This is a genomic window from Glaciihabitans sp. dw_435, from assembly GCF_018449675.1.
GTDB lineage: Bacteria > Actinomycetota > Actinomycetes > Actinomycetales > Microbacteriaceae > Glaciihabitans.
On sequence record NZ_JAAVUZ010000002.1, the window covers coordinates 197,177 to 221,293 of the forward strand.

Genomic DNA, 24,117 nt, shown 5'->3' on the forward strand with positions numbered 1-24,117 from the left:
ACGTTCACACAAGGAAGCTGCAGCCCACGGATCATGATGGTTGTTCTGGATACAGCGACACGCCGACGGCTGGTCAAGACCGGTCGATGGGCCCACAACGGTAAGCGAAGCCTGTACCGCGCCAAGGGCATCGGCATCTCCCGCATTCGCATCATCGCCATGCTCAAGCAGGCGTACGCACGCCTACAGCGCACGCCCATCATCGGACGCATGATGACGAAGTCAGTCAGCCGTCTCCGCAACGCCCGCGCGGGAATCCGGTGAGCGCCGTGAGCCACTCCAGCGACGATTTCGCCAGCATCTACGACGCCGTGATCGCCGAGGTCATGTTCAACGTCGAACGCCAGGGCGCCCTCCCCGAGTCGGTCACGATCGAGCCGACCAACGTCGCCGCCCACTGCTTTATGGATGTCCCGTACGAAGAACTGCTCACGATCGAGGGCGACGAGAACTTCGTCATCGCCTGCGGCTCGAAGATTTGGGATCGCCTGATGGGCGAACCTCAGAAACTGGTGCTCTTGGAAGACCTGCAGTCCGGCGTCAGCCGCGAACAGCTGATGGCCCGCATGACCGAGAATGCGCTGCAGAGCGCCGTGGTGCTCGGCTCGCTATGACGACTCCCACCATCAACGTTGACGTTTCCGATCTCGTTCGCACCCGGGGAAAGACCGGCATCCAACGCGTCCTGCGCGAGGTAGCCTCCCGCTTGCTGACGGACACCCCGGCCGGATACACCGTGCGCATCGTGCGGTTCAACTACGCCTTCCACTACTTCGAAGAGATTGCGCGGGATGACGCGCTCCGCATCCTCTTCGACAGCGACTCTGTTCCCGCCTCCGCGGTCATCCGCATCGAGGACTTCGGGCCGCAGGACATCTTCTACGACATCGATGCCGTGTGGGGATCGCCGCTCAAGCGCGCATACCTCTATAAGCGCCTCAAGTCGCAGGGCGTCACGATCTTCGCGACGGTCTACGACTTCGTGCCGATCAAGTTCCCGGCCTTCGCCTTCCGCAACACCGTGCGTGTCTGGCCCGCCTACATCGCCGCCGTCTTCGCGTACGCCGACCTGGTGTTTGTCGACTCCCGCGCGACCGAGCGTGACTTCGCCGACTACCGCAGGCAGTTCGGCATCACGCGCGAGATCCCGACCGTTGTCACCAAGCTCGGCGGCGACTTCACGCCGGTGACCACGCGGTCCGCCGTGATCGACCGTGTCATCGTCGACAAGTTCATCAACGAGCCCTACCTCCTGTTCGTCGGCAGCATCGAGCCCCGCAAGATGCAGATGCTCGCCCTCGACGCCATGAAGCTGATCTCCAAGGTTCGACCCGACGTGCACCTCGTCATCGCGGGAAAGATGGGCTGGAACAGCGGCGCCGTCAACCACCGCATCGTCACCGACCCGCTGCACGGGCGCCGGATCCACTGGGTCAACACCCCCAGCGACGAGCTCCTCAAGGAGCTGTACGACCGGTGCACGATCGCCGTCTACCACTCCCACTACGAAGGCTTCGGGCTTCCCGTCGCGGAGTCGCTCTCCCACGGCAAGATCACCATCACGTCGCGCAACAGCTCGATCTACGAGGTCGGGCACGCCTACGCCGATTACGTGCACTTCAACTCCGCGACCGAGGTCGCCGAGACCGCGCTGGCCTACCTCAACTCCGAGACCGCGTTCACCGCGCGCACGAAGCAGATCCAGCGCGAATTCCACCCGTACTCGTGGGACCTCGTCTACACGACCATCCGCGCGATCTTCGATAACCTCGCCGGGGCCAAGGCCGTCACGAAGCGCGAGCGCAGCGAGTCCCTGCAGGTCGTCATCAACAGCGAGAACGCCGAGATGCTGCGGCAGACCATCGAGTCGCTCGACGCGCACATGCCGTTCGCGCGTGAGTACGTTGTGCTCGCCCCGAGCAGCGAGCTCGAAGCGATGGCCTCGATCGTGTCATCCCGTCCCCTCACCATCATCGACCGCGACGACGCGCTGCACGGCCTCGCGGATGTCGCGTCGACTCCCGGGCAGCACGTCGGCTGGGACATCTGGAAGGCCGTCTCCCGCCTCGACATCGTCGACGCCGAGTTCATCGCGATGAACGACCGGCACCGCCCGCTGGTGGACATCAACATCACGAAGTTCATTGGCCCGGACCACCGCTACAACGCGTACTTCTTCTACGAGCTCACCGAGTGGCCGCACCGCGTCGACGACTTCGACCGCCGCCAGCACCTCACGCGTGAGCTGCTCGACCGCTCCGGCCTCGAACTGCTCTCGTACGCGTCCCACCAGCCGCAGGTCGTCAACAAGGCTCTGCTGCAGGAGGCCGTCGAGTTCTTCGCCGGTCGTGCGGTTGCGTCCGACGTCGACGAGTGGGCCCTGTACTTCAACTACGTCGCCACCCGCTACCCGACGCTGTTCACCAAGCGTGCCTACGAGACGATGGGATGGCCCGCAACGGCCGCCTCCTGGGAGCTGCAGTATGCGCCGCCCGCGCACTCCTTCGAGTACTACCAGCCGGAGCTCTACGCGGATGGTGGCGAGTTCGCCGGGCTGCTGCCCGCGAACGGCCTGGACGAGAAGGCAGCACGCAAGGAACCCGCGGCGCTCCGCACGTCGGCCTCCGCGTCCCTCAACGCCGAGCTGCACGACGTAATCGGCGAGCTCGGGCTCGCGCACGGAACCCTGACGTTCAGCGCACCCGGCGTCGAGCTGCTCGTTGCCGGTGTTCCGCAGATCATCGCGACCCGCGCCGGCGCTCCCGCCCGGTTGCGCCCCACGTTCAACATCCTGGCGAAGACCACCGACGCGCAGGTCGGGTTCTGGTACCGCATCACGGGCAAGAACTTCGCCTCCGGCGTCAGCCTCGAGTTCCCCTACGAGGCGAGCGTGCGCGACAAGAGCGGTGTCTTCGAGATCCCGATCTACGACGGCGACCTGGGCGCCGGCACCTACGACATCGAGTTCTTCATGAAGCTCGGCGCGGATGAGGTGGTCCCCGCGAAGGCGAAGTACCTGGCCAAGCTGGTCGTGTGCGGTCCGGATGACTCGCTCGAGGAGCGTCTCGCCGAGCTCTAGAGCTCGGCCCGGGGCATCCGCTCCTCGGCCCTTCGCCTCGGGCATCCGCCCTGGGCCCTTCGCCCCGGGGCATCCGCCCCGCGCTCACGGTCTTCGCTCCCCCGCGCCTACCGCTGGTTCGGGCGGCGGGAGAACGCGCAGGGTTTGGACAGAGAAAAAAGCACGCGGCGGGAGTAACAACTCCCGCCGCGTGCTTTTTTCTCCCGCCGGCCCAAATGGGACCGGCGGAACGGGGTTCTAGAGGACTCCGACGCCCCACTCGTACTGGCGGCGCAGGCCCTCGGCCAGCGGCACGCCCGCGACCCAGCCGGTTGCGGCGTGGATGGCGGTGGTGTCGCCACCGGTGCGGAAGACGTCGCCGTTCACGCGCTCCTGGTAGTCGACGTTCAGCGGTGCCCCGTGGATCTCGGTGAGGAGAGCCAGCACATCGTTGACGGAGACGTTGCTGCCGCCCGCGACGTTAAAGACCGAGCCCGCGGGAACGTTCTCGCCGAATGCGACGGCCAGGTTGGCCCCGACGACGTCATCGATGAAGGTGAAGTCGCGGATCTGGGTTCCGTCGCCGAAGATGCCGATGGTCTCGCCGTGGATGGCGGCCTTGATGAAGCGGGTGAAGGCCATGTCGGTGCGCTGTCCCGGGCCGTAGACCGTGAAGTAGCGCAGGGCGACGGTCGGCAGTCCGAAGTTGCTCGCGTACAGGCCGACCAGGTGCTCGCCCGCCAGCTTGGTGACGCCGTATGGGCTCACCGGCTTCGGGAGGTCGCTCTCCATGGTGGGGTAGCGTTCGGCATTGCCGTAGATCGACGACGACGACGCGTACACGAAGCGCTGCAGCGTGTCGAGTACCGTGGCGGCCTCGAGCAGGCGCTGGGTCGCCTCGATGTTTTGACGCGTGTACTCGCTGAAGCTCTTGCCCCACGACTTGCGCACGCCGGGCTGGCCTGCCTCGTGGAAGATGATCTCGACGCCGGCGAGCAGCTCGGCGAGGTCGAGCTCATTGAGGTCACCCTCGACGAACTCGAAGTTCGGGGACTCGATCCCCGCGAGGTTGCGACGCTTGATCGCTACCTCGTAGTAGTCGGTCATCAGGTCGACACCGACAACGGTGTGACCCTCGGAGAGCAGGCGCTTGCTGAGGTTACTGCCGACAAATCCGGCAGCACCCGTGACGAGAATCCTCACAGGGCGTCCTTGCCCGACTCTTCGTTCCAGTCGATGCGACGGTTGGTGGCCATGAGGTCCTTCTTCACCGAAGCGACCTTGGAGTCAAGAGCTGCCTGCTGCTCGTCGAGCTGTGCCTGCTGGTCAGCGAAGAACGCGGTCAGGTACGGACGTACGAGCTTCCACACGATGCGACGCGGGATCGTGACGAGTTTTCCGAAGCGGCTACCGACCGGCGCGGGTTCGTGAAAGATTCTCTCGGCCATGGGTTCTATCTTCTTCCAAGTTCGTTGTAGAGCAGGCCGGTGGCCTGCTCGTCTTTGGCGACCAGGTCTCGGTCGAGCTGACGGTCTTCGATGTTGGTGTAGTCGGCAACGCCGCCGCGCTCGAGAACACCCTCGAGCCTGCGGATCGATACGGGGAACGACAGGTCCCCCGCCGCGAGGCGTCGCCCGGCACGGCCGATCGCTTCGAGATCGACCTCGCCACGGCCCACCGCCGACATGGCGGAGGCCAGCGACGAAACCGACCGCTCAATCTTAATGCAGTGCACACCGTCGACCATGCGCTCGGCCGGACCGCAGTCGCCGGTCATGATCGGCACGGCACCGGCAACGCCCGCTTCGACGGGAGCGGATGCCCCGGGCTCACGGTTCCACGTCGGGAACAGGAACGCGTCCGCCCCGGCGTTGGCCTCGATGACCTCGCGCTGGGTGACCGGGCCGTGGAACGTCACACGGTGCATGATGCCGAGCTGCTCGGCCACGGCCTCGTACTTCTCGCGCGGGCCACCGCCGTAGATGTCGACGAAGAAGTCGAATTCGTCACGGTCGTCGACGACCTTGACCGCCTCGAGGATGAGGTCGATGCCCTTGTGCGGGCGAAGGATGCCGGCGGAGACAAACCGGGTCACGCCGTTCTCCTGGTACGGGCGGGTGCGCGGCACGTCCGCGATGACCACTCCGCGCGGGATGATCGTCACGTCGTCGCCGATGGAGATTCCCTCGCGCTCGATCTCGTCGACGAGGGTCTGGCTGACGGCGGCGTAGCGGCCACGTCCGAACAGGTTGCCCGAGTCATCCGCCCCATAAATCGCGCGGATGGGGGCCGGCACGTCCTCGACCAGTGCGGTGGGAACGCGGTCGCCCAGGTTCATGGTCCACGGAATGCCGGTGGACTCGATGAGGTCGACGATTCCGAGCCCGCCGATACCGACGAGGTTGAACATGAGGATGTGGTCCGGGCGGAACGAGCGGATGCGCGACAGAACGATCTGCGAGTTCGACTGCTGCGAAACGAGGGCCTCGTGGCGGAAGAAGCGGCGGATCGTCGGGCTCTTGATCGGCACGGTCGGGAACCAGCTCATGGCGAGCGAGCGGTCGACGAACGGCTGGGGTTCAGGGAGTTCCTTTTCCGTCGGCGTCGTGAGGATCAGCACCTCGTGGCCGCGGGCGCGCAGGCCCTTGGAAATGTTGTAGCAGGCCAGCTCGAACCCACCCATCATGCGTGGGGGGAGGAAGTTGGAGATAACGAGAATGCGCACGGAAGCTCTAGGCCTTTGCTCGGAGGATTTCGCGCATACGGCGGGAGATGGTGGCCCAGTCGTACACGGTGTTCGCCTTCGTGATGTTGCGCTCGACGATGGCGGCGGTCAGCGGCGGGTTCTCCCGCAGCGCGATGATGCGGTCGGCGAACGCCTCGACGTCGAAGGGCTTCACCAGGAATCCGTTGTCACCGTCAGTGACAACCATGGGCACGCTGGAGGTGTTGGCGGCAACGATCGGCAGTCCGCTGGCCATCGCCTCAGCGAACATCACGCCGAAGGTCTCCGAGGTGGAGTGCGAGACGAACACGTCGGCGGAGGCGTAGTACGACGGAAGGTCAGCCTCTTCCACGTATCCGGCCATCGTGACGTTGGTGATGCCCTCGGACTCGATCCGCTCGAGCAGCAGGGGCTTCTGGTTGCCCTGGCCGACGACCACAAGCTGGAACTGGCCGGGCGCACGAGCTTCGAGCACCTTCGCGACATCCATCAGCACATCCACGCGCTTGACGGGGCTGAGCCTCGAAGCGGTGAGCAGCATGGTCTTGTCAGGGGCAATACCAAGCTCGACGCGGAGCGGCTCCGAGCGGTTGACCGGGTTGTAGTCGTTTCCGTCAACGCCGTAGGGCAGCGGCTTGGCGTTCTTTGCCAGCGGGCTCCCCGCAAGGCAGTACTCGGTGATCTCGGTGTAGTTCGTGGCGGCCTTGAGGGCGAGAGTGGCGTAGCGGCGCTCGTTGACGCCCATGTCGTTCCACACGTCGGTGCGGCCGATCATCGAGATCGTGACGGGCACGCGCAGGAAGATCTTGCTCCACAGCGCGACGAGGCCGAAGGGGTGCACGAAGTGAATGTTGATGGCGTCGAGACGCTTCTCGCGGTGAAGGCCGCGCAGGATCTTGAACTCCTGCCATCCCGACATGGCGATCAGGCGGTGCAGCGTGCGGTTCTTCGCCTTCGGCGCGTGGCGCTTGTAGCGCAGCACCGAGTACGGCAGTTCTTCCCACGACTTGCTGGAGAACGCGTCGTTGTAGGTCGCCGAGATCGGGGTAACGATGGTGACGTCGTCGCCGTCGAAGCGACGGTAGATCTCGTGGATGCCGATTTCGGCGCCTCCCACGATGGGAAAAAAGGTATGGCTCAATACGGCTACGCGCATGGGTGTGCCTCCGGTAGGTGGTCGGTTAGGAGGCGCTGCCGGCAGGTTCGGATTCCTGAAGAACAGGCTCCGATTCCTCCAGCGTTGCCTTGACCGACAAGAGGCCGACATTGTTGGTGCCGTCCTCGACGTCGAATGCTGCGGCCTGCTCGATGCGCGTGAACGAGCCCATGGCCATGGTGCCAAGTGAAGCGTGAACGAAGTAGCGACCGGCGCCGAGGTGAAGCTGGGGCAGGTCGAAGGTGAAACGGCGGGTGCCGGTGAAGGGTTCGCTGACGAATCCGAGGCGGTCACTGTTCGTACCGAAGACGGACTGTCCGAGCGGCGTCTCGATGCCCATGCCAACGACCCACTCGTCGAGGGGCTGGTCGGCGCTCACTGAGACCTCGAGACGCAGGGGGTCGCCGGCGTGAATGAGGTGTGCGTCGTCGTTGGTGGAGGGGTCGATCAGGCGAACTGAGTCGACTCTGGCAAAATGCTTCGGGTTTTCTGCATCCAGCCGCGCCGCCTCTGCCGCGGCTGCTTCTGCGGCTTTCTGAGCTTCGGTTTCCTCGGCCTTCTGCGCTTCCCGGGCCGCGCGGGCGGCCTCGGCCGCGCGCACTGCCTTGGCGGCGCGAGCCTCTTCTTCCTTCTCGCGATCCTGCTCGAAACCCTCGCGCAGGACGCGAAGAGCCTCGGCGGTGTCGCCATCGAACTGCACCTGTCCCGCGCGCAGAACGACGCCACGGTCGCAGATCTCACCGACAGTAGAGAGGGAGTGGCTGACGAGAACGATGGTGCGGCCCTCGGCCTGGAACGAGCGGATGCGGTCCATGCACTTGCGCTGGAACGGCTCATCACCGACGGCGAGAACCTCGTCGACAAGGAGGATTTCGGGGTCGACGTGCACCGCAACGGCGAAGGCCAGACGCACGTACATACCCGACGAGTAGAACTTCACCTGGGTGTCGATGAACGGCTCAATACCCGAGAAATCAACAATTGCTTCGAAGTGCTTGTCCGTCTGCTTCCGCGTCAGTCCAAGGATCGAGGCGTTCAGGTAGACGTTTTCGCGACCGGTCAGGTCGGGGTGGAATCCGGCGCCGAGTTCCAGCAACGCGGCCAGACGACCCCGGCGCTGAACCGTGCCAGAGGTCGGCTGGATGATTCCGCCGATCGCCTTGAGGAGGGTGCTCTTGCCGGAGCCGTTGGCTCCGATGAGACCGATGGTCGTGCCGGACTCAACATCGATGTTGACGTCGCGCAGTGCCCAGAAGTCTTGCTTGTGGTGGTTGGATCGACCGAAGTTGACCAGGCGTTCTTTTACTGACTTCTCTTTGCGAATGATGAAACGCTTGGAGACGTCCTGGACGCGGATGACTGTCGTTGACTCGCTCACGAACTAATCGGGTCTCCTGATACTGAGGAAAGGCCCAAGGTTTAGGGCTCGCATCATTCTAGATTAGTTAGGATCATTCGTTGGCCGTAGGCTGACTCCGTTGTCCAATAACCCCAGAAGCGTGCAGGTGAATGCCGAATGGCAATTTCCGATGAAGTTCTCACGACCGCAGGGCCTCCCCGTGGACTCATTGCCGGAACGAGTTTCAGCATCCGCGCCGTATGGGCCCACCGGGAACTGCTGAACCTCCTTGTTAAGCGCGAGCTCAAGTCCCGCTACAAGGACAGCAGCCTCGGTTTCGTATGGAGCCTGATCCGGCCGCTCACGCAGCTGCTGATCTACTTCATCGCCGTCGGTAAGTTCCTCGGTGCGAGCGACCGCATTCCCGACTATGCGATCTACATCTTTTCCGGGCTGACGATCTGGACCCTCTTCTCCGAGACGATTGGGACTACGACGTCCTCGATCGTGTCCAACGCTGGTCTTGTTAAGAAGGTCTACATACCCCGAGAACTCTTCCCTCTCGCGGCCATGGGATCGTCGATCTTCAACTTCCTGATCCAGCTCGGGATCTTGCTGATCGCGATCTTCGCGCTTGTGCCGGCACCGTTCTTTGGGCCCGAGTGGTGGCTCATCCCGATGGCGATCATCAATATGCTCCTGATTTCGCTCGCCCTTGGGCTGATGCTCTCCGCGGCCAACGTCTTCCTGCGCGACATCAAGCACCTCATCGACGTCGCACTGCTCGTGTTGTTCTGGGGTTCACCGATCATCTACTCCTTCACGCAGGTTCACACCGCGCTGAAGGGAAATATCCTCGAGCAGATCTACCTGTGGAACCCGATGACGGTTGCCGTAATTTCGTTCCAGAAGGGCATGTGGCGAGCCGGCTCTGGCGATCCCAAGATCGAGCAGTTCTGGCCCGCCAACCTGGAGCTTCGACTCCTCGTCTGCGCCGTGGTGAGTTTGCTGTTGGTCTGGGTCGCGCAGCGCATCTTCGCCCGCCTCGAAGGAAACTTCGCGCAGGAGCTGTAACGCACACCATCACACCTACGCCCGTGCCCGCCCGATTCGTCCGGTCGGCACGGGCGTTTGTTGTGTGCAGGGGAATACCTGAGCGATTTTCCCCGTTCAGACGCCGGAGTTACAATCGGATGCCTGCGGCTACTATTGCCTGTTGCGCGCGCCACCCCGGGCGCACTGATATTCGGTCGGAGAGTCGTGACTACTGAGCCTGTGACGGCTCCAGCACGCGTACGCGAGCTGCGCCCAGACATCCAGGCCCTTCGCGCCCTGGCCTGCCTGTCCATCGTCATTTACCACCTGTGGCCCCTGCGCCTCACGGGCGGCTACGTCGGTGTCGACGTCTTCTTCGTCATCAGCGGTTTCCTCATCACCGCGCATCTGCTGCGCGAGGTGGCGACCACCAACTCCATCCGCCTCGGCTCCTTCTGGTCACGTCGCGCCCGGCGCCTGCTGCCCGCGTCCCTGTTGGTGCTCGCCGTCACCGCCGTCGGCATTTTCGCCTTCGTTCCCATGGCGCACTGGACGCGGTTCTTCAGCGAGATCGCCGCGAGCGCGTTCTACGTGGAGAACTGGGCCCTGTACGGCAGCTCAACGGATTACTGGTCCATCGGCGCGGCCGCCTCGCCGGTGCAGCACTACTGGTCGCTGTCGGTGGAGGAACAATTCTATATCGTCTGGCCTCTTCTGATCCTGCTTGCCTGGCGTTTCCGGGCGGGCCGCACGCGCATGCTGGCCATCGTCCTCACCGTTGTCAGCGTTCTCAGTTTCGCGTATTGCGTCTATGAGACAGCGACCGCCCGCGAAGCTGCCTACTTCGTCACCCCCGCCCGGGTCTGGGAATTCGGCGCGGGCGCCCTGCTCTCCATCGCGGCATCGAAGGCCACGCGCATCGGGTCGGAACAGCTCCGCACCATCGTGGCGTGGCTGGGATGGGCGGCCCTCGCCGTCACTCTCGTCACGTTTAACGACACGACGTTCTTCCCGGGTTACACCGCGGTCCTCCCCGTTCTCGGAACCGCCGCCGTCATCTGGTCGGCAAACCCGCGAACGGCCTGGGCTCCCACCGCACTCAGTAGCTGGCGCCCCATCCAGTTCGCGGGAGATGTGTCGTACTCGATGTACCTGTGGCACTGGCCGCTCATCGTCATCATTCCCTTCATCACCCTGGCGCCCCTCACCACCACCATCAAGGTCGCAATCCTCGTCGCCACGCCCATCCTCGGCTGGGCAACCAAGCGTTACGTCGAGGACCCTGCCCGGAAGGCGCCGCGCCTGGCCGGCCGCGGCCCTCGCCGCAGCCTCGTGCTCTCGGCGGTTGGGATGCTCGTGATCACGGCGATCGCCGGTACCGGCTTCACCGTCGCCGTCGCCCAGCCGTCGATCGAGACTCAGCAGTCGCAGGGCGCGAAGGCCCTCGCTGCGTGCTTCGGTGCCCCCGCCATGGTCACACCCAGCTGCGACGGCATCGACGACACCGGCACCCTGTACCCGGCACCGGGACAGGCCTTGACCGACGTACCTACCCGCATCCAGTGCGCGGGCAAGTTGGGCGAGACGACACCCATCTGCGAGCTCGGTTCCCGCGCGCCCGACGCCATGCGCATCGCGCTCGTCGGCAACTCGCACGCCGAGGTCATGCTTGAGGCGCTCGCGAGCACTCCGCTCAAGGAGAACAACTGGTCCGTCGACACCTTCATCGGTCGCGATGGCATCTCCCGCTGGTCCGACGCGACGAAGTTCCCCGAGGTGCAGCAGCACATCCTCGACGGGCCCGCCTACGACGTGATTCTCGTCAGCTACGACCGCGGCAACAGCGTTCCCACCGGTGGCGTCGACTCTCGCCTCGCGGACATCCAAAAGGTGTGGAAGCCGGCCATCGACCGCGGCTCGCTCGTCATCGCCGTTGCCGACAACCCCCGCGTGACCGATGAAGCGATCGAGTGCACGGTGCGCGCAACGACGCCGCAGGACGCGGCACCGTGTGGAGTCAGCCGTGACGTCGCATACCAGTGGAACGACCCGCTGGTCGATGCCGTCAAGACCACTCCGGGTTCGGCGCTGCTCGACCTCGGGAAGTTCTACTGCACAGCAACCTGGTGCCCCACCGTTATCGGGAACGTCATCGTGTACCGCGACAACAATCACCTCACCGCGACCTATGCGAAGACGATCGCGCCGTACCTCGTCTCGGAGATGAAGAAGATCATCGCCGCGCACCCGACCACTCCCGCGCCGTAAACATCACCTGGCACGCGCCGCCGTAGGGTCGGCGGTGAGGAACGTCAGAGCGTAGCGAAGACCCCGGGCACCGATTCATCCGCTGCGCACACGACCAACTTGGACCGATAGCTGACCCGCTCCGTGAAGACGTAGGCTCCGTCGATCTTGGCGAAGAACTCGATGTCGTAGACCCCGGGCTTCAGCGGCTCGCTGGGTACCGGCAGCTCGAGCGTGCCGTTGGCGGGGATCCCCGTCGGCATCGCGCGGTGCTCGACCGACACACCGTAGCTGATGGACTCGCCGAGGATGCGGTAGCAGAGCTGCACTTCGTCGTCGGAGGTTCCGACGCCCAAGCGCGCGAACGTCAGAGACATCCGGAGTGGAGCGTTGTCCCCCGCGGTGATCACGTGTGGCACCCCCGACACGACGAGCTGAGTGTCACCGGCAGCAAATACCATGGCGCCATGCGCGAGTTCGAACTCCGTCAGCACGGGCCCGCTGGCCGCAAACAACTCGGCGCTGCGCACGTACGGAGCACGGTTCTGGAGGGCAACGGCGGCGCGGTGCTCCAGCGACGTCGGTCCCGTGGGCTGGTGGTTCGGGTCGTCGTCCAGTGGCTCGTAGAAGTTCTCGAACAGGTAGTCGACGGGGCTGACCTGGTGCTGCCAGTCGCTCGGCGACGACGGCCAGTGCAGCGTACGGAAGACGCGCTTGGTCAGCAGCGTCGGATACCGGGATGCCACGAAATTGAAGTACACACTCCACTCGTCGACACTCGCCTCCGGAGCCACCTCGGTGACCCAGGCGATGACCTCGGCAAACAGCGCCTTGTTGATCACCTGGGGCTGGTGGGATGAGTATGCGAGCATCTCGAGCCCCGCCGCCAGCAACACCTGGTGGGTGACGTGCTGGCCGAAGTCGTACTCGGTCGCGCGGTGCGGCCACCGCGGGTTCTCGTAGAAGTAGTAGCCGCGATAGGTGCGGTCGGGTCCGATGAAGGTTTCGAGCGGGACATCCACCAGCGGCTGGTTGTCGTCGTCGAGCATGATGAACTCGGCGTCGAGCTCATCGAGGTGCACGAGCGACGACCGCAGCATCCAGTTCTTGCGCTGGTGGTCGGCGGCGCGGAAGGCCTCCATGTCGTCGCCGAGCATGCCCTCCTCGGCGATAAAGCGCACGGGGCGGCGTGACGGAATCGAGAGCACCTCCTCGCGGAGGCGGTCGGGCGCCACGATCACGTATTCGCGGGCCCAGGCGACCCGCTCGTCGAGCAGCGCGATGGTGCGCCGCAGCGACGAGATCACGTTGCTGATGAAAACCCACTGCAGCCCGGCGGGCTGCGGCAGGGCGCGGATAGCATCCGCGGCACCGAGGTTCGCGACGATCCGGTCGATGGTGCCGAAGACGGCGTCCCAGCTGGTGGCGACGAACCCCTCCCGGATCTGCGCACGGCGGCGATCGGCGAGCTGCGCGGATCCGAGGTAGGCCAGCGCCGTCTCGGCGACTTCCGTTGCTGTCGCGTAGTGCACGTAGTCGGCAAAGCCCTCGCCGACCTCGTAGATCGAGCTGGTGCTCGAGGCGATAGTGATCAAGCCCCGCGACAGTGCCTCCGCGACGGGCAGGCCGAAGCCCTCCGAGTGCGACAGGTAGAGCGAGAGCGCGGCGCCCGCGTACAGCTCGTCGAGGAGTCCGTCCGAGGGCGTGTTGACCCAGTGGATGCGGCCGCCAAACAGGGGGTGCTCGCGCAACGCCTGCATCGTGGCATCCGAATTCCACCCCTCCTTGCCGGCGAAGACGAGGTGGACGTCGGGGCGCACGGCGTGGATGTCGTCCATGGCCGTCAGCGCGAGCCGGTGCAGCTTGCGCGGCTCGATCGTGCCGACGAACAGCAGGTAGTCGCTGTCGCGGAACGGCTCGGTGGCCACACGCTCGTCGGGGGTGGGAGGTTCGGGCGCGGCAAAGTCGGCGCCGAGGCGGGTGACCACCGTGGGGATGTGCCGCTCCCCCGCGAACTGCGGCAGGAACCGGAGGAAGTCGTTCTCCGCCGACCGCGAGTCGAGCAGCACCAGGTCGGCGTTCTCGTACACCGCGGCGATGAACGGCACCCAGTTGGCGAGCGTCTCCGGGTGCACAAGCTGCGCGTGGGTGAGCGGCACGAGGTCATAGACCGTCGAGATGATGGTGGCGCCGCCGGCCTTCAGCAGCGGGTACAGCCGCGGCCGCTTCAGCGGCGAGTTCCACGCCGAGTCGATGTCGTAGAAGATGTCGGCCGGACCGAAGCCCGTCAGTTCCTGGTGCCCCACGATCGCGGGCTCCTCGCCGTCGCCGACGAGGAAGGAGAGGGAAGCGGATGTCTCGAGCACCAGGTATCGGTCGATCGCCGCGTCAAACCGGAGCACCCGTACGTCGTAGGGCGATTCGGCGGGCAGTCCCGCGGAGTCGGCGGCCGCGGAGTCGGACGCCGCAGCGCCGGAGGCGGCGGACTTCCCGGTCGCCGCGCGGATGGCCCGCGATGCGATCTCGCGCACCACCCGCTGGATTCCCGTGCGCCCGCGCGTGCGGTACAGGTCGGAAATGTCGATGTTGAGGGTGCGGCGCACGGCCACCCCGGTGGATGCGGGCATCAGCGGGCACGACCCCGGGAGATCACGCGGCGCAGAACCGCGCTGCCCGTCGTGATGACGGTGCCCACACCCGGCACCCGTTGCGCACGGCGGTACACCCGCTTCGCGGCGAAGAAGACGTCATCGCGTGACAGCCCTGCCTCGCGGCGGTAGAGACGTTGCTTTCCTGCCCGCGCCCAGACACGTGTCGCTCGAAGTCGTTCGGCAACCGCGGGGTCCAGGCCCGGAATCACCGGTCGAATCCCGTAAAGCTCGTGGGCTTGGTTGCCTGCGTGTACTGCATTTCCTTGAGGCGTTCGAGCGTCTCCTCCAGCAGCACGCGGTTGGTGCGCAGCAGGTCCGCCAGCACACCGAGCGTGAACGAGATCAGCGCTCCGGCAATGAGCACAACACCGAGGATGAGCGACTGGATGTGGTTGCCGGGGTCCGCCATCGTGATGAGTATCGCGTACCGCACAAACGGGATGAGCCCGGCGACGAGGAACACCAGGCCGAGCCCCGCGAACAACACGAACGGCTTGAACATGATGTAGCTGCGCAGGATCGCCTGCGCCGACTTCGACACGTGCTGGCCGGTGGAGGAAAAGAGCCGTGACTCCCGCGTCTTCGGGTTGGTGTCGATTTCGACGCTGGCGATCTTCAGGCGCTTGTTGCCCGCCTGGATGATCGTCTCCATGCAGTAGCTGAACTGCGTGACGACATTGAGCTGAATGAGCGACTTGCGCGAGTACGCGCGGAAACCGCTGGCCGCGTCCGGCAGGTCGGTGTTGGCCGCGAGGTTGACGACCTGGCTTCCGACCTTCTGCAGGAACTTCTTGCCCCGCGAGAAGTGGGCGATCTTGTGGGTCTGGCGGTCACCGATAACGATGTCGGCTTCACCGTTGAGGATCGGCTGCACCAGGTCGGCGATGCGGTTCTGCGGGTACTGGTTGTCGCCATCGGTGTTGACGACGATGTCGGCACCCTGGCTGAGCGCGTAGTGCACACCGTCGCGGAACGAACGGGCGAGGCCCATGTTGCGGGTGTGGTGCACGAAGTGGGTGACGCCGAACTCCCGGGCGACCTCGAGCGTGCGGTCCGTCGAACCGTCGTCGATGATGAGGATGACGATCTCATCCACCCCGGGAATCTGGGTGGGGATGCCCGCGAGCACATCGGGCAGCGTCTGCTCCTCGTTGAGGCAGGGGACCTGAACGAAAACCTTCATAACACTCCTGTCGAACGTGCACGAGGCACGACGAGTAATAACCCTACGATGTTTCCCTCTGCAACGTGCTCCAGAGGTCGTCGGCGTAGTCACTCCAGTGGCGCTGCGGGAGAGTGGATGTCTCGGCGACGAGTTCCGCCAGGCGCGAGTCATCCCGCAGCAGTGTATTCATCGCCTCGGCGATGCTGCGCTCGTCACGCGGGTCGACGAGCACACCACCGTGGCCGGCGGCGAGCTCGCGCATGCTGCCGAAGTCCGAGGTGATGACGGGCGTGCCGAACGAGAGCGATTCCACGACCGGGAGGCCGAAGCCCTCGTTGAGCGAGGGGAAGAGGGAGAACCGGGCGAGGGAGTAGAGGCCCCACACGGTTTCGTCGCTGGCCGCGGTCAGCGTGAGGATGCGACGGCCCCGCGCGCGCGCCGACGCGAGGGCGCGGTCAAAGGACGCCGTGTCCCAGGAGTTGCCGCCGACCATGACGAGAGTGAAGGTGGCGCCGCCCTCCCACGCGATTTCGGCGGCCTGCAGCAGCGCGAGGTGGTTCTTGCGCGGCTCGTGACTGCCGACCGCGAGCAGCACCGTCTCGTCCGGGGCGAGCTCGAGCGTCGCGCGCAACTCCGCCTCGCCCGTGGCGACGATGTGGCCGCTGGGGATGCCGGGCAGGTCGACCACGTCGACGCGCGGGCCGGTGACGCCGGAGCCAGCGAGCATCCGCTTCCAGCCGGAGAACTCGGTGCCGGAGGCCTGCGAGATCGGGGCGACCACGTCGAAGGCGGACAGCGCGGAGAGGTAGCGGGCGAATCCGCCGGGCATGCCGGCGCCGGCGGTCTCGGCCGTGGTGATGGGGATGCAGTCGTAGCCGATGGCCACGGCGCGCGACCCGGAGTGCAGCGCGATCGCCTGCAGGCGGGTCGAGCGGCGGTCGTCGACCGCGATCTCGGGCAGCACCAGGGTCGCCCGGAACGGGATGACGATCTGCGGAGTGGTGGGCGAGGCCGGCGACGGCGCGGTGCCGGACGGCTCCCCCGCCGCGTGCGCGCCCTCGGGTGCCGACCCGGCCGGGCGACCGAGCGCCAGCGCGTGCTGCGCCGGGGTCAGGGTGCGGGGCGCACCGAAGACGTCGTCCCATCCGACCAGCAGGAGCTCGTGCCGTTCGGCCCACAGTTGCAGGGTCGAGCGCACCACGCGCTGGATTCCGGTCGTGAAGGGCGTGGACGCGGTGTCGTGCACGTCGACAACGGTGCCGCCGGCGATCAGCACGGCAGGCGGGGCCGTACGAGCCCAGCGGTTGAGCTTGCGCGCCCGGGCGAGGGCGTCGGCGATGGTGGCGGGCAGGCCGTTCAGTTGCCACAACCGTCGCTGGCGCACGATTTCGGCGGGGGTCGGGATCGCCCCGGCCGTCACCGAGAGCAGGAGGTAGGTGGCGGCGTCCGAGGCCGCCGGGTTCGCGCGCACGAGGAGCGCGGTGGCCGCCTCGAGGCTGAGTGGGGTGCTGTCGCCGGCGCCCGGAATATCCAGGGCGGCCGCCACCTGTCCCAGGCGCGTGGCGAGTGTTGCGGAGGAGATCACTGGGCGACCTCCAGCTCGGCGGCATCCCAGAGATCGACGGCGTAGTCCCGCCACGTTCTCGGGGGCAGGGTTTCGATCTGTGCCAGCAGTGTCGCCAGCTCAGAGTCATCCGTCAGCATTGTGCGCATGGCGGCAATGATCTCGCCATCGTCCCGGGGATTCACCAGCACGCAGCCACCGTGGACGCCGATCTCGGCGAGGCTTCCGTAATTGCTGGTCAGTACGGGGGTACCGAGTGCGAGGGACTCGACGACGGGCAGGCCGTAGCCCTCGTGCAGCGAGGTCAGCACCGAGAACCGTGCCTGGCGGTAGAGCGACCACAGCTCGCGGTCCTTGAGCCCGCGGGCGGACTCGATGTCCCAGCCGCGAGTGTTGCGCAGCTTCATCAGGTGCCTGTCGAACGAGAGGGTCACCGACCTGCTGCCGCCACCAATGAACACGGCCCGAAACTTCAGCCCCTCGGCCAGCAGGGTCTCGACGGCAAACAACACGGCGTCCTGGTTCTTGCGAGGTTCGTGGCTGCCGACGCAGATAATCAGCGGGAGAGCGGATGGCTCGGCCGCCGCATCCTCGTTCGCCGCACTCGGCACGTCCGCCGCGAGCGACACGGTGTGGACGGCCGGGCCGACCAGGCCCTGCGACGGCAGCGTGGCGGTGAACCCGCGGAACTCCTCGGCGACCGACTCGCTGATCGCGAGCACGCGGGCCGAATGCTTGACCACGGTGAGGTAGTGCGCGAAGCGCTCGGACTCCCGCGGGGTGACGAGGTCGGCACTGCTGATCGGGATGGTGTCGTACCCGACCAGCGAGATCGTGTTGCCCGAGTGTTCGGCGAGCGCGGCCAGCCGGTCGCACAGCTCGGGCTCGGGAACCTCGGGCAGCAGCAGCTGCGAGTTCCAGGGAACGACGAGTTCGTCGGGCTGTTCGTCGGGGAGAGCGGATGTCCCGGCCGCGAGCGCCCTCCAGTCGGTGACGCGCTGGCGCTCCACCGCGCTCAGGGAGCGGGTGATACCGGACTGGCGGGTCCACGCGACCAGGTCGAGGGTGGCGTTCGCGTCGCCGGCCCGGGCGATGAGGTGCGGCATCAGCTCACGCACCACGCGCTGGATCCCGGTGTTGTGTACGTACTTGGCGCAGAAGTTGACGTCGACGACGATGCCGCCCTGCACGAGGCGCAGTGGTCGGTCCCAGTCGCCGGACTTGGTCGCCGCGGCCTGGGTCTCCTCGAGCACGACACGCATCGCGTCCGCGGGGTCTGTCACCGCGAGGCGGCGGCGAAGGAACTCGAGCTCGCCGGTGGTGGGGTACGCGCCGGCGACTGCCACGAAGAGCAGCCACAGCCTGCCGTCGCCCGGGTGCGCGGCCACCCGCTCGGAGAGATCCTGCAGCAGCGGGCTGACGGCGGGGTCGTTGGTCAGCGGCGTGCCGTCCGTGCGAAGAACGGGGGCAACCGCGCGGAGGCGCTGCAGCAGCAGGGCGCGATACGCGGGGTGCGTGGCATCCGGCAACGTCGTGGACGCGCCCGATGAACTCGTGGTCGCCTCGCTCATCGCGCGCGCAGACGCTGGCTGACGACGGTGGCGGCCATCTTGCCGGCACGCATGGGCCCGACCTCGGCGATTTTCAGCACAAACCTCAGGGGAACGTTGGCGAACCCGGCGGCGTCACCCTTGATGGTGCTCTCCACGAGGCGGCGGCGGCGGTTGCGACGGTTGATGACCGTGAGCCACTGGTCGAGAGCTTCGTCGTTCCGGGTTCTGTCAGTCACTGGGAAAGTATATGGGAGCGTAAATCGAGAGTTTTTCAAGACTTCATCTGAGATCAATGACCGTGGACACCCTGACCACCTACGCTCGGCAGGGGTAGCTCCCCGGCGTCGCACGATCCGTGCGGGACACCTCCGGCACCACACAACGATTGGCGACAACCGATGCGCGAGAAATCCCTGACCTTCAGCTCCGACCCCACCACCCCGATGCGGGGAGCACTGCGGCTCCTCGCCACGGCTATTGGTGCCGGCGCCCTCGTCGCCGGGCTGTCCCTGGTGAGCCCGGCCGCACCCGCGGACGCAGCGATCACCCCGGCGGCAGTGGCATCCACTCCCGTTGCCTCGACCACCGCCGCGGCGGTTACCGGCTACGACGCCAGCGAGCTGATGAGCGCCGAGGTGATGTTCTACCCCGGCACGATGACGCAGGCCGCGATCCAGCAGTTCCTGCAGGACAAGAACCCGAGCTGCACCGGCGCCCTGTGCCTGAAGAACTTCACGGTGACGACGCCGACCAAGGTGAAGAACGACCTGTGCGCGCAGTACACCGGCGTGACGGACGAGAAGGCATCGGCGATCATCTACAAGGTCGCCCAGGCCTGCGGCGTCAACCCGCAGCTGCTGCTGACCGTGCTGCAGAAGGAGCAGTCGCTCGTCACGACCACGGCACCGACCGCCGCGACCTATGCGAAGGCCACCGGCTACGCATGCTCGGACACCGCGGTGTGCGACCCGTACTACTCGGGATTCTTCATGCAGGTCATCTCCGCGGCGCGGGCGATGTACAGCACCACCGCCTCGCCCTTCACCTTCCCGGTGGGGACCGCGACCACCATCGCCTACAACCCCAGCCCCGCCTGTGGCGGCATCACCCTGACGCTGAAGAACAAGGCGACCGCGGCGCTGTACTCCTACACGCCGTACGCCGCGAACCCCGCGCTCCTGGCGGGTAATGCCGACACCTGCTCCGTTGCCGGCAACGTCAACCTCGTCTCGACGTTCACCAGCTGGTTCGGAAACCCCGTGCTCTCGCCGAGCATCAAGTCGTACGTGAACGCGGCGTACAACGATGTTCTCGGCCGCACTGTCTCCAGCCCCGAGGTCGTGCGCCAGACCCGCTCGATCATGAACGGTACATCCCGCGACACCCTGTCGTTCAGTTTTCTGTCGTCCACCGAGTTCCGCACGGCGTTCGTCAAGGCGACCTACCGCAGCGTCCTCGGACGCGAGGCCGAGCCCCAGGGTGTCATCAACTGGGTCGCCAGGATGGCGGCGGGAACCGCGAACCAGGATGACCTGACGGCGACGTTCATCGCGACACCGGAGTACTACAAGAACGAGGGACACGGCACGGACGTCGGATACGTCACCGCGCTGTACTCCACGATCCTGCACCGCGCGCCGGACGCCGGTGGCCTCGGCCGCTGGGTCGCCAAGGTGCAGGCCACCGAAGACGGGCGCGCTTCGGTCGCACTCGGCATCTGGCGGAGCAACGAGAGCAGCAAGATCCGCACGGCTGCCGCGTACACGCAGTTCCTCGGCGCCGGTCGCGTCGCGCGCGACAGCGAGCAGCAGGCCTGGGCAACAAAGATTGCCAAGACCGGCTACTACAAGGCAGTCGCCGGCATCATCGCCTCCGCCGAGTACCTGAACAACGCGGTGAAGAAGTACCCGCAGGCGCAGTAGAGGCCCCGCACCGAGTCATCCACACCCCAACGCCCCGATCCGGACACCCGGACCGGGGCGTTGTGCGTTCCGTCTCGCGGGTGCATCAAAGATTACAATTCGAGCGTTAATCATAAAATGTGGCGTCAGTTGCTGACGATTGTCATGTTCGCGACATACCCTGAACAGGGGTAGACCCCGACGTCGCGCGTTCTGTGCGGGACATCCAAGCGACCACACAACGATTGGCGACAACCGATGCGCGTGCACCACCAGAATCTCAGCTCCTCCCCCACCACTAAGTTGCGGGGCGCAGTGCGGCTCCTCGCGGCCGCCGTCGGAACGGGCGCCCTCATCGCCGGGCTCTCGCTCGTCGCTCCCGTCACCGCTACTCCCGCGGAGGCAGCAACCCCGGTCGCCACGACGGCGTCGGTCACCGCCGCCGCGGTCACCGGGTACAACCCCAGCGAACTCATCAGCGACGAAGTCATCTTCGACACGACGACGATGACGCAGGCGTCGATCCAAAGCCTCCTGAATGCCAAGGGCGCAAACTGCTCGGGCGCACTCTGCCTGAAGAACTACAAGGTCACCACGCCGTCAAAGCCGCTGGACTCCCTGTGCACTCCCTACACGGCCGTCGCCAACGAGAGCGCTGCTGCGATCATCTACAAGGTGTCGCAGGCCTGCAAGACAAACCCGCAGGTGCTCCTCACCATCCTGCAGAAGGAACAGTCACTCGTCACCACGACCGCACCCACCGCTGCCGCGCTGAGCGTTGCGACCGGATATGGATGCCCCGACCGATCGGCCTGTGACCCGCACTACGCGGGATTCTTCATGCAGGTATACGCAGCCGCGCGCCAGCTGCACCTCACCCCCAACTACCCCGTTGGAACCGCCACGACCATTGCCTATAACCCCAACACATCCTGCGGCGGGGCCACTCTGACCCTGAAGAACGCCTCGACCGCCGCGCTGTACTCCTACACGCCGTACGCCGCCAACCCCGCGCTCCTGGCCGGCAAGGCCGACGGATGTTCCATCGCCGGAAACGTCAACTTCGTGAAGACCTTCACGAGTTGGTTCGGCAACCCTGTCCTGACGCCGAGCGTCAAGTCCTACGTAATCTCCGCATACAAGGATGTTCTGGGTCGCACGGTCTCGACGTCGGAGGAAGCGCGCCAGACGCGCTCGATCATGAACGGGACATCCCGCGACACCCTGGCCTTCAGCTTCCTGTCGTCCACCGAGTACCGCACGTCATTTGTGAAGGCGACATACATCAAGTACATCGGGCGCTCGGCGTCGACCACGGAAGCGAAGAATTGGGTGGCCCGCATGGCCGCCGGAACCGCCAACCAGGATGACCTGCCCGCCACATTCATGGCAGCGGACGAGTACTACAAGAAGGTCGGCGGGGGAACCGACAAGGGCTACGTCACCGCCCTCTACGCCACGATCCTCAACGGCCAGAAGCCCGACGCCGGCGGCCTCCAGCGCTGGATCGAAAAGCTGCAGGCTCCGAATGGACGCGCTAACGTCGCGCTCGGCATCTGGCGCAGCAACGCCAGCAGCAAGATCCGCACCAATCTGGTGTACCAGCAGTACCTCGGCGCGAACCGCGTCGCGCGGGACAGCGAACAGCAGGCGTGGGCGACGAAGATCGCCAAGACCGGCTACTACAAGGCAGTCGCCGGCATCATCGCCTCCGACGAGTACCTGAACAAGGCGGTCAAGGCCTACCCGCAGGCGCAGTAATCCAGAGAAGTCGAACAACACCAGCACCACCGAATGTTCACCGCCCCGGTCCCGAAATGCTGGTCGGATCGGGGCAGACCACTTAGTCTGACTGTGGGCTCTCGCTGGAGCGAGACAACTTCCGGGGGGGAAGCAGTCCGCCTCCTGACTCCACCAGACACGATGAGTGAGACGATTTATGGCCGCGAAATACTCCACCATTCGGGATGACACGGGGCGCATGCTCCGCAAACTGGGCAGTCTGACCGTTGCCGCGCTCACCCTGGGTGCACTAATCGGCTCGATCGCGTTGGTCAGCCCGTTCTCCGCGGCGCCGGCACAGGCGCTCGACAGCAGCACGTTCAAATCGGGTCAGATCATCAGCGATGAGGTCATGTACTACGAAGACTCGATGAGCGCGTCATCCATTCAGACGTTCATCTCGAACAAGGGTGGCAAGTGCGCCGCAGGGTTCACCTGTCTCGCGAGCTACCGGATGAACACCACGACCAAGGCCGCGGACCCGATGTGCGGCAAGTACACCGGTGCCAAGAACGAGTCGGCCGCAACGATCATCTACAAGGTCGCTCAGGCCTGTGGCGTCAACCCGCAGGTGCTGATCGTGACGCTCCAGAAGGAGCAGGGCCTGGTGACCGCCACGTCGCCGAGCGCCCTCATCTACCGCAAGGCGATGGGATACGGATGCCCCGACACCTCCGTCTGCGACTCCGACTACTACGGGTTCTTCAACCAGGTCTACAAGGCAGCCTGGGCGTACCAGCGCTACACGATGCCCGCGGGCACCGGTAAGGGAACGCCGTACAACACGATCTACAACTGGTTCCCGGTCGGCAAGACGACCGCGATCAAGCTCCACCCGAGTTCGGTCTCCGCGAGCGCGCCCGTCACGGTCACTCCGGGCCAGGAGGTGCCGGAAGGATCGGACATCAGCGAGCCGACCCTGTCGACCGCGACACCCACGCCGACGGCAACGTCGACCGCCAATCCCGCCGCCAGCACCGCGGCGACGTGTGGTTACAAGTCGGTCACCATCTCCAACAAGGCAACCGCGGCTCTGTACTACTACACGCCGTACACGCCCAACAAGGCGGCGCTGGCCAACCTCTACGGCACCGGCGACGCGTGCTCCTCCTACGGCAACCGCAACTTCTGGCGCTACTTCACGGACTGGTTCGGTTCCACGGTCATCCCGCACGCTACTCAGGCCTTCGTTCAGGCGCTCTACCAGGACGTTCTCGGACGCCCCGCCCGCGAGTCGGAGATCTACAGCCAGTCGCGCACCCTGCAGAAGATGACCAACGCGAAGCTGGCCACCGGGTTCCTGACCTCTACCGAGTACCGCACCGCGTACGTCAAGAGCGTGTACCTCGACATCGTCGGACGTCCCGCCGACAAACAGGGTCTGGCGAACTGGGTCTACAAGCTCCAGAAGGGCATCGTCAAACAGGACGACCTGCCGGGCCTGTTCATGAGCTCGAACGAGTTCTTCCGCAAGAGCGGCAACACCAACGCCGCCTACGTGACGGAGCTGTACAAGCGCGTTCTCAACCGCACGCCGGAGATCACGGGCCTGCGTAACTGGGTCTACAAGATCCAGGTCGGCGGCCGTCAGGGCGTCACGCTGTCCATCTGGCGCAGCAAGGAAAACGCGAAGCACCGCACCAGTGAGGCGTTCGTGACCTACCTCGGACACGGCGCGACACCGGCCCAGCAGAACACCTGGGCCAACCGCATCGTCAGCACCGGCTACTTCGCGGCCGTCGCCCAGATCATCGGGTCGACCGAGTACGTGCACCGCGCGCAGGTGCGATACCCGGTGATCAGCTAGCACCCACGGTACTCACCCCCGACGAATGCCCGCACGGTCCGCCGTGCGGGCATTCGTGCGTCCGGTCCCGTTCCCGCGACTCGCGCTCCGCTGTCGTGAGTCCGCGCCCAATCCGCGACTTGCATAAAACTGCT

Annotated in this window: 19 protein-coding genes; 8 read left to right on the forward strand and 11 right to left on the reverse strand. The window is 65.6% G+C overall.

All coding sequences use genetic code 11. The annotated features are described in order from the left end of the window. The first annotated feature begins 33 nt into the window (after positions 1–33). Genes HB677_RS03790 through HB677_RS03800 form a run of 3 tightly spaced genes read left to right on the forward strand, consistent with a single transcriptional unit; the run spans position 34 to position 3,079 of the window. Positions 34–264, forward strand: coding sequence for a hypothetical protein (locus tag HB677_RS03790; RefSeq protein WP_213814339.1), 231 nt, complete (start codon positions 34–36; stop codon positions 262–264). Between the two features lie 5 nt (positions 265–269). Then, positions 270–614, forward strand: a complete 345-nt coding sequence (locus HB677_RS03795) for a hypothetical protein (protein WP_213814340.1) — start codon at positions 270–272, stop codon at positions 612–614. Further along, positions 611–3,079 (forward strand): glycosyltransferase family 1 protein, encoded by a 2,469-nt coding sequence (locus HB677_RS03800; protein ID WP_213814341.1) that lies wholly within the window; start codon positions 611–613, stop codon positions 3,077–3,079. Before HB677_RS03795 ends, HB677_RS03800 begins: the two co-directional genes overlap by 4 nt. Before the next feature lie 237 nt (positions 3,080–3,316). Here the strand turns inward: HB677_RS03800 and HB677_RS03805 are convergent, their stop codons facing one another. The 5 genes from HB677_RS03805 to HB677_RS03825 are packed head-to-tail and all read right to left on the reverse strand — an operon-like array spanning position 3,317 to position 8,317. After that, positions 3,317–4,261: an NAD-dependent epimerase/dehydratase family protein gene (locus tag HB677_RS03805; protein WP_213814342.1), complete on the reverse strand. Its 945-nt coding sequence runs from the start codon at positions 4,259–4,261 to the stop codon at positions 3,317–3,319. Further along, the gene (locus HB677_RS03810; RefSeq protein ID WP_213814343.1) at positions 4,258–4,506 is read right to left on the reverse strand and encodes a hypothetical protein; all 249 of its coding nucleotides are present in this window, start codon (positions 4,504–4,506) and stop codon (positions 4,258–4,260) included. The genes HB677_RS03805 and HB677_RS03810 overlap by 4 nt, the downstream gene beginning before the upstream one ends. A 5-nt stretch (positions 4,507–4,511) precedes the next feature. Then, a complete protein-coding gene (locus tag HB677_RS03815) occupies positions 4,512–5,783 on the reverse strand; it encodes a glycosyltransferase family 4 protein (protein ID WP_213814344.1) in 1,272 nt (423 codons plus the stop codon). Between the two features lie 7 nt (positions 5,784–5,790). Continuing rightward, positions 5,791–6,939 carry a glycosyltransferase family 4 protein gene (locus HB677_RS03820; RefSeq protein WP_213814345.1) on the reverse strand — a complete coding sequence of 383 codons (1,149 nt, stop codon included), beginning with the start codon at positions 6,937–6,939 and terminating at the stop codon, positions 5,791–5,793. Between the two features lie 25 nt (positions 6,940–6,964). Continuing rightward, the gene (locus tag HB677_RS03825) at positions 6,965–8,317 is read right to left on the reverse strand and encodes an ABC transporter ATP-binding protein (protein ID WP_213814346.1); all 1,353 of its coding nucleotides are present in this window, start codon (positions 8,315–8,317) and stop codon (positions 6,965–6,967) included. A 138-nt stretch (positions 8,318–8,455) separates the two neighbouring features. On the opposite strand from HB677_RS03825, the gene HB677_RS03830 reads away from it, so the two are divergent. Together HB677_RS03830 and HB677_RS03835 are read left to right on the forward strand one after the other, a co-directional pair. After that, positions 8,456–9,352, forward strand: coding sequence for an ABC transporter permease (locus HB677_RS03830; protein ID WP_255546160.1), 897 nt, complete (start codon positions 8,456–8,458; stop codon positions 9,350–9,352). 186 nt (positions 9,353–9,538) lie between these two features. After that, complete coding sequence (locus HB677_RS03835; protein WP_213814347.1) at positions 9,539–11,581, forward strand: acyltransferase family protein; 2,043 nt, start codon at positions 9,539–9,541, stop codon at positions 11,579–11,581. A 44-nt stretch (positions 11,582–11,625) separates the two neighbouring features. On the opposite strand, the gene HB677_RS03840 is transcribed toward HB677_RS03835, so the two are convergent. From HB677_RS03840 to HB677_RS03865, 6 genes are read right to left on the reverse strand one after another with little or no spacing between them, the layout of a single operon-like run. Continuing rightward, entirely contained in the window at positions 11,626–14,187 is a 2,562-nt protein-coding gene (locus tag HB677_RS03840; protein ID WP_213814348.1) for a glycosyltransferase family 1 protein, read from the reverse strand. After that, the gene (locus HB677_RS03845; RefSeq protein WP_213814349.1) at positions 14,187–14,420 is read right to left on the reverse strand and encodes a hypothetical protein; all 234 of its coding nucleotides are present in this window, start codon (positions 14,418–14,420) and stop codon (positions 14,187–14,189) included. Before HB677_RS03845 ends, HB677_RS03840 begins: the two co-directional genes overlap by 1 nt. Beyond that, the gene (locus tag HB677_RS03850; protein WP_213814350.1) at positions 14,417–15,394 is read right to left on the reverse strand and encodes a glycosyltransferase; all 978 of its coding nucleotides are present in this window, start codon (positions 15,392–15,394) and stop codon (positions 14,417–14,419) included. The genes HB677_RS03845 and HB677_RS03850 overlap by 4 nt, the downstream gene beginning before the upstream one ends. A 43-nt stretch (positions 15,395–15,437) precedes the next feature. Continuing rightward, positions 15,438–16,961: a glycosyltransferase gene (locus HB677_RS18735; protein ID WP_213814351.1), complete on the reverse strand. Its 1,524-nt coding sequence runs from the start codon at positions 16,959–16,961 to the stop codon at positions 15,438–15,440. Beyond that, complete coding sequence (locus HB677_RS03860; RefSeq protein WP_213814352.1) at positions 16,958–18,511, reverse strand: glycosyltransferase; 1,554 nt, start codon at positions 18,509–18,511, stop codon at positions 16,958–16,960. The genes HB677_RS18735 and HB677_RS03860 overlap by 4 nt, the downstream gene beginning before the upstream one ends. Next, complete coding sequence (locus HB677_RS03865) at positions 18,508–18,729, reverse strand: hypothetical protein (RefSeq protein WP_213814353.1); 222 nt, start codon at positions 18,727–18,729, stop codon at positions 18,508–18,510. Before HB677_RS03865 ends, HB677_RS03860 begins: the two co-directional genes overlap by 4 nt. A gap of 162 nt (positions 18,730–18,891) precedes the next feature. Here HB677_RS03865 and HB677_RS03870 point away from each other — a divergent pair, with 162 nt between their 5' ends. From HB677_RS03870 to HB677_RS03880, 3 genes are all read left to right on the forward strand, one after another. Continuing rightward, positions 18,892–20,415 carry a DUF4214 domain-containing protein gene (locus HB677_RS03870; protein WP_213814354.1) on the forward strand — a complete coding sequence of 508 codons (1,524 nt, stop codon included), beginning with the start codon at positions 18,892–18,894 and terminating at the stop codon, positions 20,413–20,415. A 237-nt stretch (positions 20,416–20,652) separates the two neighbouring features. Then, positions 20,653–22,155: a DUF4214 domain-containing protein gene (locus tag HB677_RS03875; RefSeq protein WP_213814355.1), complete on the forward strand. Its 1,503-nt coding sequence runs from the start codon at positions 20,653–20,655 to the stop codon at positions 22,153–22,155. A gap of 178 nt (positions 22,156–22,333) precedes the next feature. Then, a complete protein-coding gene (locus HB677_RS03880; protein ID WP_213814356.1) occupies positions 22,334–23,983 on the forward strand; it encodes a DUF4214 domain-containing protein in 1,650 nt (549 codons plus the stop codon). The last annotated feature ends 134 nt before the right edge of the window (positions 23,984–24,117 follow it).